A 6,467-nucleotide genomic window follows, 5' to 3' on the forward strand; every position below is an offset into this window, starting at 1 on the left:
GGCAGGTCGAAGCGCTTGGCTTCGTAGGTCACGAAGAAGTGCGCCTTGTCCTGGATGATCGGGCCACCCAGGGCGAAGCCGTATTCCTTCTCGGCCGAGACCATCTTCTCCTTGCCACCCTGGCGCTCGGCCGGGGTCTTGGCACGCATGTCTTCATCGGTGTAGCGGTAGAACGCCTCACCCTTGAACTCATTGGTGCCGGACTTGGTCGCAGCCGTCACGGCGGCGCTCGACACCTGGCCATACTCGGCCTTGTAGTTGCCGCTGATGACCTTGTATTCGCCGATGGCCAGCTGCGGGAACGGGTTACCGGCGCTGCCGGACTGGCCGGCCACGCCGCCGCCCTTGACGTAGCTCTTCTGGCCGACGCCGTCGATGTAGACGTTGGTGCCATCTGCATTGGTTGCGCCGCCGCGCAGCGAGGTGTTGCCCTTGGCATCGCGGGTGAAGATCAGGCCCGGCACCGCGTCGGCGAACTCCAGGAAGTTGCGCGACACCTGCGGGGTGGTCTGGATCTGCTGCAGGCTGACGGTCTTGCCAACTTCGGAGGTGCGCACTTCCTGCAGCAGGGTCGGCGCAACAACGTTGACGGTGTCCAGGTTGGTGGCCGCGGTCGAGCCCGGGGTGCTGCTGGCTGCGCCAGCGAAGTTCAGCGTCGCGGTCGAAGCCACGGTGACGGTGACCTTCTGGGTCTGGCCGTTGGCGACCACGTTGTACGTGCCCGGATCCAGGCCCATCAGCGAGTAGCTGCCGTCGGCGCGGATGGTGCCACGGCGGACGGTACCGGTGGCGACGTTGGTGGCGGTCACTTCGGTGCCGGCCTGGGCACCGGCAACCTGGCCGCGCAGGCTGGCGTTGGCCGACTGCGCCATGACGTTCGGGGCGGCAGCCAGCATCAGGCAGCTGACCAGAGCGGTGCTCAGCAGCCGGCGCGCCGGCATGCGGAAGGTGGTATGCATCATCAACTCAATCTCCGGGTGGCGGTAACCGCTTGCGCGGTCCCTGCGATCAGTCAAAAAAAGAAGAAACGCCTCTGGCTTCAACGGCCGGATGGCGGAGTGGTGGAATCGCGAACAATCAAGCGGGGAACCAGGGTCTGCTTGTCCCCTGCCCCATCCGTGGAGGTGCCGTCCATCAACTGCATCAGGCGCGTCATGGCCCGGTCGCCGAGCTCGGCGATGCTGACCTGCATGGTGGTCAGCGACGGGTGGACGAAACGCGCCAGTGGAATGTCATCGAAACCCGCCAGGGCCACATCGGCCGGCACACGGACCCCTGCCTGCGTGAACGCATACAGGCAGCCCAGGGCCATCATGTCGTTGGCGGCGAATACGGCATCGGGCAGCGCTCCGGCTGCCAGCAACTCCTGACCGGCACGATGGCCGGAAGCTTCGTCGAAATCACCGGGCAGCTCGATGCCTTCGGCGCCACCGCCAGAAGCCGCCAGCGCGTCACGGAAGCCGCGCAGGCGCTCGCGCGCGTCGAAGTTGAGGTCCGGACCAGAAATGAAGGCAATGCGGCGGTGGCCGGCATCCAGCAGGTGGCGGGTCATCGCCATCGCGCCGGCGTGGTCGTCGATGCTCAGCACCGGGTGGTCCTGCCCGGGCAGATAGGTGTTGATCAACACCGTCGGCAACGACTGCGGCAGGTTGTCGGTCAGGAAGCCCGGGCTCTCGGCATAGGGCGAAAGCACCAGCAGGCCGTCGACGCGGCCGCGCATGGCACGCAGGGCGGCGCCCTGCTGTTCCTGGTCACCGTGGTAGCTGGACACCAGCAGGTGCTGGCGGCGGTTGCGGGCCACCCCGTCAATGCCGCGCATCAGCTCGGAGAAGAATTCGCCGTACAGGTCAGGCAGCACCACGCCTACCGTATTGGTGCGGCGGCTGCTCAGGCTGCGGGCGGCGGCGTGCGGGGTGTAACGCAGCCGTGCGGCCACCTCCAGCACAAGCTGGCGGACCGGTTCGGCGACATTTTCATGCCCGTTTAGCGCGCGGGAAACCGTGGCCACGGAGACCCGGGCTTCGCGTGCGACGTCTTTGATTGTGATAGCTGCCTTGTTCACGAAGCCGCCCTCCACGGCTTGGACCTACCAGCATTGGCGCGGAATGTAAGCGTTTCCATCCAGGCTTGTAAACAGTCCGTTAGGCGAATGTCCCGAAATGGACATGAAAACCTGTCCGTGGCGAGGCCATGAAGGACCCGCCAGGACAGCGTGGGACAAGGGCTCAGCCCTGTTCTGACGGGGTCTGCGCGCGGATGGACAACGCGTGGATATCGGTCTCCATCATCGACCCCAGCGCGGCATAGACCGCGCGGTGCCGGGCAAGCGGCCCCAGCCCGGCGAAGCGCTCACTGACCACATGCACGTTGAAATGGCCGCGCCCGTCGCGCGCACCGGCATGGCCGGCGTGACGATGGCTATCGTCCTCGATCTCCAGCACGCTCGGCGCCAGCGCCTGCTGCAGCGCATCACGGATCCGCTCGATCCGTTCCGCGTTCACGGCAGCACCTTGCGGAACGGGCGGACCTGCACGCGGGTGTAGACGCCTGCAGCCACGTACGGGTCGGCATCGGCCCAGGCCTGGGCCTGCGGCAGCGACTCGAACTGCGCGATCACCACCGAACCGCTGAAACCGGCCGGGCCCGGGTCTTCACTGTCCACCGCCGGGCACGGCCCGGCCAGCAGCAGGCGTCCCGCGTCGCGCAGCGCATGCAGCCGCGCCAGATGCTCCGGCCGCGCCTGCAGCCGCTGCGCCAGCACATCCTGGCCGTCATACCCTTCGATCACATACCACACCGGCATTTCCTCGCTTGCATTGTCGGGTCCGCCGATTCTAGCCAATGCAGCCCCTGCCCCGGTCCGGCTGGACACTGGCGCAGCAAAGGCTTACCCTAGACTCCATTGCACGTGGCTGGATGCAGCAGCCCGTTGGTTTCTGCGGCCACGCAGCCCCCGACGACAGATCCGCTGCTTCAAACCGGACCACCTGGCCGGGCCACGTAGACGACCTCCCCGTAGTTCTGTCGCTGCCGTTTACTGCGGCGCGTCCTGCTGTTTGATATGTGTGGAATCGCGCCGATCCCGGCGCGTCTGGTGCCCTGGGGCTCCGTGGCGTTGGCCCGGCGAACCCGGTGCCGCGACTGGTCCGTTGCAATCCTGATGTCCATTAGATGACTTCCGAACTCGCGCTCGACGCGAACCCGCCAACCCGGCCGCCCGCCCCCCAGCAGCAGGAAATGCCGCTGGCCGTGGTGCATGGGCAACCGGTCCTGCAGATCCCGCAGGACCTGTACATCCCGCCGGACGCGCTGGAAGTCATCCTGGACGCCTTCGAAGGCCCGCTGGACCTGCTGCTGTACCTGATCCGCCGCCAGAACCTGGATGTGCTGGACATTCCCGTGGCCGAAATCACCCGGCAGTACGTGGAATACATCACCGTGATGCGCGAGCTGCGCTTCGAGCTGGCGGCCGAGTACCTGGTGATGGCCGCGATCCTGGCCGAGGTGAAGTCGCGGATGCTGCTGCCGCGCCCGGTCAGCGAGGAAGGCGATGAGGCCGACCCGCGCGCCGAGCTGGTGCGCCGGCTGCAGGAGTACGAACGTTTCAAGCAGGCCGCCGAGGACATCGACGCCCTGCCCCGCCAGGACCGCGACACGACGGTGGCGCATGCCTTCATGCCCGAGCGCGCCACGGTGAAGCTGCCGCCGCCGGTGGACCTGAAGGAAATGCTGCTGGCCCTGCACGACGTGCTCAAGCGCGCCGAGCTGTTCAGCGGCCACGCCATCAAGCGCGAAGCACTGAGTGTGCGGCAACGCATGGGCGAAGTACTGGGACGCCTGGAAGACGGCAAGTTCTATCGTTTTGAAGGGCTGTTCACCGCCGAAGAAGGCAAGCTGGGCGTGCTTGTCACGTTCCTGGCAGTGCTGGAACTGGCCAAGGAACAGTTGCTGGACATCGTCCAGGAAGAACCGCTGGCGCCGATCTACGTGAAGTCGCTGGCTGCTGGCAACACCAACGCGCCGCTGCAGTTCAGCAGCGAGTTTGACGACAACGACGCCGCCAATGCCAACGAGTGAGCGCTGACTGCCGATGGATCAATCGCTGATCGACCGCATTGTCGAGGGTGCCCTGCTGGCCTCCAGCCAGCCACTCACCCTGGCCCAGCTGAAGGACCTGTTTCCGGAAGAGGAACCGGCACCGCCGGGCAGCATCGAACGTGCGCTGGAGCGCCTGCGCGAGGCCTGCGAAGGTCGTGGCGTGGAACTGGTCGAGGTCGCCTCCGGCTTCCGCTACCAGGTCACCAGCGAAGTACATGGCTGGATCAGCCGGCTGTGGACCGAACGCAAGACCCGCTACACCCGCGCCACCCTGGAAACCCTGGCGCTGATCGCCTACCGGCAGCCGATCACCCGCGGCGAGATCGAGCAGGTGCGCGGCGTGGCGGTCAGCAGCAACATCATCCAGGCGCTGGAAGAACGCGAATGGATCCGCGTGGTCGGCCACCGCGACGTGCCCGGCAAGCCGGCGCTGTTCGGCACCACCAAGGGCTTCCTGGACTACTTCGGGCTGAAGCGGCTGGACGAACTGCCGCCGCTGTCGGAACTGAAGGACCTGGGCGAGCTGGAACCGCAGCTGGCCCTGGATCGTGATGCACCGGCCGTGGCCGGTGCCGAGGGTCCGGACATCTCGGCCAGCGCCGATGGCGTTGCCGCGAACGATGACGCCGGCCTGGCCGGCAGTGACACCCCCGATTCCGCCAATGCAGCCCCTGCATCGGCCTCCGATGAGCAAGCACCTTCGCCCCTCGATGATGGGCACCCCGATTCCGCGCCGGGCGAGCGCGCGGTGCCAGTGAACGAACGCGAAGACAACGCCGTCGCGATGACGACCGTGGCTGTTGACCAAGCCGATTCCGAACCAGAGGCCGACCTCGAAACCGTCGGCCGGAGCAAAACTGATGAGTGACACCCCCCGTAACAAGCTCTCGCTGAAGCGCGAAGCCACCTCCGAACAGTTCAAGCTGGAAGAGCGCCTGCACAAGGTGCTGGCCCAGGCCGGCCTCGGCTCGCGCCGCGCGCTGGAACAGCGCATCGCCGAAGGCCTGGTCAAGGTCAACGGTGAAGTCGCGCAGACCGGCATGTCGGTCAAGAGCGGCGACAGGATCGAACTGGATGGCCGCGGCTTCGTCGCCACTGCCCTGGCCGAGCCGTCGCGCGTGCTGGTCTACAACAAGCCGGAAGGCCAGGTGACCACCCGCGAAGATCCCGAAGGCCGCCCGACCGTGTTCGAGTCGCTGCCGCCGCTGAAGGGCGCGCGCTGGATCGCCATCGGCCGCCTGGACATCAACACCACCGGCCTGCTGCTGGCCACCACCGACGGTGAGCTGGCCAACGCCATGATGCACCCGTCGTTCGAGGTCGAGCGCGAGTACGTGGTGCGCGTGCGTGCACCGGAAGGCGAGGAAAAGGTCTCCGACGCCATCGTCGACCGCCTCAGCCGTGGCGTCGCACTGGAAGACGGTCCGGCCAAGTTCGATGAGATCGAACGCATCGGCGGCACCGATTCTCACGACTGGTTCCGCGTCGTGGTGAAGGAAGGCCGCAACCGCGAAGTGCGCCGCCTGTGGGAATCGCAGGGCTGCCAGGTCAGCCGCCTGAAGCGCACCCGCTATGGCAAGGTGAGCCTGCCGCGCGAACTGGCCCGTGGCCATTCGGTGGAACTGGGCACCGCTCAGGTGGAAGCGCTGCGTGCGCAGCTGAAGCTGGAAGAAGGCGCTCCGTCGGCATTGACGCTGCAGCCGGTGATCGGCCAGCGCCGCGCCGCAAAGACCACCGTGCGCGTGCGCGAAGGTGGCCGCGGCAATGCCTACGTCAATGGCCATAACACCGCTGACGAAGGTCGCGAGCTGCGCCGTTTCGACAACGTCCGCGAAGACCGCGGCCGTGGTCGCGGCGGCAAGGGTGGCGGCTTCAAGGGCGGCCTGACGGTCAGCGGTGAAGCAGCGGCCAAGCAGTCGCAGAAGCCGTTCAAGCAGCGCGCGCCGAAGAATGACCGTTCGCTGCCGGAAGGCAATCCGGCCGCGTTCCGCACCTGGTACGTGCCCGATGGCGTGAGCACCGGCCCGAGCGGCCATCGCAATGCCGGCCCGGGCGCACGTGGCCCGGGTGCCCGTGGTCCGGGCGCAGGCGGCCAAGGCCGTACGTACGGCAAGCCGAAGGGCCCGGGCGCCGGTGGCGGCCAGGGCCGTGGCGGTTTCGGTGGTGAAGGCCGTGGCGGCGCAGGCGGTCAGGGTCGTCCGGCCGGTGCCGGCAACCGCTCGCAGGGCCAGGGCAACAAGCACCCGTACGGTCATCCGGGCAACGCCCCGAGCTTCCCGTCCGACCATGCAACCCCGGGTTTCAACCCGTATGGCAGCCCAAAGCCGGCACAGGGCGCCCGTCCGGGCGGTCGTGGTCCGGGTGGTGGT

Annotated in this window: 6 protein-coding genes and 1 pseudogene; 3 read left to right on the top strand and 4 right to left on the bottom strand. The window is 67.2% G+C overall.

Annotated elements, in window-relative coordinates:
* From N5E02_RS19630 to N5E02_RS19645, 4 genes and pseudogenes are all read right to left on the bottom strand, one after another.
* Positions 1-962 (bottom strand): annotated as a pseudogene (locus N5E02_RS19630) (carboxypeptidase-like regulatory domain-containing protein); the annotation flags it as partial.
* Between the two features lie 77 nt (positions 963-1,039).
* Positions 1,040-2,077, bottom strand: a complete 1,038-nt coding sequence (locus N5E02_RS19635; protein ID WP_005417630.1) for a LacI family DNA-binding transcriptional regulator — start codon at positions 2,075-2,077, stop codon at positions 1,040-1,042.
* 148 nt (positions 2,078-2,225) lie between these two features.
* The gene (locus N5E02_RS19640; protein ID WP_005417632.1) at positions 2,226-2,501 is read right to left on the bottom strand and encodes a BolA family protein; all 276 of its coding nucleotides are present in this window, start codon (positions 2,499-2,501) and stop codon (positions 2,226-2,228) included.
* Positions 2,498-2,797 (bottom strand): YciI family protein, encoded by a 300-nt coding sequence (locus N5E02_RS19645; protein WP_005417634.1) that lies wholly within the window; start codon positions 2,795-2,797, stop codon positions 2,498-2,500. The genes N5E02_RS19640 and N5E02_RS19645 overlap by 4 nt, the downstream gene beginning before the upstream one ends.
* Positions 2,798-3,171: 374 nt before the next feature.
* On the opposite strand from N5E02_RS19645, the gene N5E02_RS19650 reads away from it, so the two are divergent.
* From N5E02_RS19650 to N5E02_RS19660, 3 genes are all read left to right on the top strand, one after another.
* Positions 3,172-4,077, top strand: coding sequence for a ScpA family protein (locus N5E02_RS19650; protein WP_005417635.1), 906 nt, complete (start codon positions 3,172-3,174; stop codon positions 4,075-4,077).
* A gap of 13 nt (positions 4,078-4,090) precedes the next feature.
* Positions 4,091-4,966, top strand: coding sequence for an SMC-Scp complex subunit ScpB (scpB, locus tag N5E02_RS19655; RefSeq protein ID WP_053497859.1), 876 nt, complete (start codon positions 4,091-4,093; stop codon positions 4,964-4,966).
* Positions 4,959-6,467: pseudouridine synthase (locus N5E02_RS19660; protein WP_279946646.1), on the top strand; the 1,509-nt coding region annotated here is incomplete at its 3' end. The genes scpB and N5E02_RS19660, both read left to right, overlap by 8 nt.

The organism is Stenotrophomonas sp. GD03777 (assembly GCF_029842485.1).
GTDB classification, from domain to species: Bacteria; Pseudomonadota; Gammaproteobacteria; order Xanthomonadales; family Xanthomonadaceae; genus Stenotrophomonas; species Stenotrophomonas sepilia.

Coding starts and splice junctions, on each gene's coding strand:
- N5E02_RS19650 (WP_005417635.1), top strand. CDS start 3,172: ATGACTTCCGAACTCGCGCTCGACGCGAACCCGCCAACCCGGCCGCCC.
- scpB (WP_053497859.1), top strand. CDS start 4,091: ATGGATCAATCGCTGATCGACCGCATTGTCGAGGGTGCCCTGCTGGCC.